Origin of the sequence: Achromobacter sp. MYb9 (assembly GCF_002975275.1) — a bacterium.
Taxonomy (GTDB): domain Bacteria; phylum Pseudomonadota; class Gammaproteobacteria; order Burkholderiales; family Burkholderiaceae_B; genus Achromobacter.
Genome location: NZ_PCOQ01000057.1, coordinates 1 through 1,380 on the forward strand (window position 1 = coordinate 1; position 1,380 = coordinate 1,380).

The window sequence follows — 1,380 nt, forward strand, 5'->3', positions numbered from 1 at the left end:
CGGGAGTGTCAGTTTTTTTGTGTTTAAGGCACTCAGTGCCTGATCCCATGGAGGATCAGGCGTGTTGATGCTATCTCAGCGATACGGGTCAGTGAAGCGCTCTGCATAAATCACCGCGAACTGGTTCATGGCGGCCTTCCAGTCATGCGTCGCGCTGCCCCAGCCGTCAGTGACGTTGCGTAGGACCAGCCACAGCAGCTTGGTGGCCGCCTCATCGCTCGGGAAGTGCCCCCGTGTTTTCACCGCCCGGCGCAACTGCGCATTAATGCTTTCGATGGCGTTGGTGGTGTAAATCACCTTGCGGATCGCGGGCGGGAACGTAAAGAACGGGATCACCCGGTCCCAGGCACGGCGCCATGCTTCTGCGATCGGGGCGTAGCGCTGGCCCCATGGCCCTTGCTCGAACTCGGCGAGCGCCGCCAGCGCAGCCTCAACGGTCGGCGCGGTGTAGATCGGCTTCAGGGCTGCTGCCACCGTCCGGCGCTCCTTCCAGCTTGCGTAGTCCAGGCTCGAGCGGATCAGGTGCACGATGCAGGTCTGTAGAGTCGTGGCCGGGAACACCGCGTTCAGCGACTGCTCCATGCCCTTCAAGCCATCGGTGACGGCGATCAGGATGTCCTGCGTGCCTCGGGTCTTCAGTTCGTTGAACACCTTCATCCAGAACTTGGCGCCCTCGGTCTGTTCGATCCATAGACCCAGGATGTCGCGCGTGCCGTCTGGCAACACCGCCAGCGCCAGGTACACGGCCTTGTTGCGTACCACGCCGTCCTCGCGGATCTTGACCCGCAGCGCATCGAAGAACACCACCGGATACATCGTCTCCAGGGGCCGGGTCTGCCAGGCCGTGACCTCGTCCATGACCGCGTCGGTCACCGAACTGATGAACTCCGGCGAGACTTCGGTGCCGTACTGCTCGGCCAAGAACCCCTGGATCTCGCGCACCGTCATGCCACGGGCGTACATCGCGATGATCTTGTCGTCGAACCCGGTAAAGCGGCGCTCGTGCTTGGGGATCAGGATCGGCGCGAAGCTGCCGTCGCGGTCCCGGGGGATCTCCACCTGCAACGGCCCGTCGTCAGTCAGCACCGTCTTGCGGCTCTTGCCGTTGCGTTGGTTGGTGGCTTGCTCGGGGCGATCTCCACCCGGGGGATACCCCAGATGGTGGCCTAGTTCGGCGCCCAACGCCCGTTCGATCAGCGCCTTCTTGAACGCCATCGACAGGTCCTGGACCGCCTCGGCCGTCATCGGGCCTTTAACGAATTGATCGACCAGCTCGGCGGGAATCGCCGGCAGTTCCTTCAACGGTGTCTTTTGCTTGGTAGCCATACATGCTCCTTGAGCAACATGTTAGGCCTCAAACACAAAATTTATGACACTCCC

At 62.1% G+C, this 1,380-nt stretch carries 1 protein-coding gene; it reads right to left on the bottom strand.

Annotated features, from left to right (window positions below):
• Nucleotides 1–75: 75 nt before the first annotated feature.
• The gene (locus CQ050_RS30625; protein WP_105560572.1) at nt 76–1,326 is read right to left on the bottom strand and encodes an IS256 family transposase; all 1,251 of its coding nucleotides are present in this window, start codon (nt 1,324–1,326) and stop codon (nt 76–78) included.
• Nucleotides 1,327–1,380 lie beyond the last annotated feature (54 nt).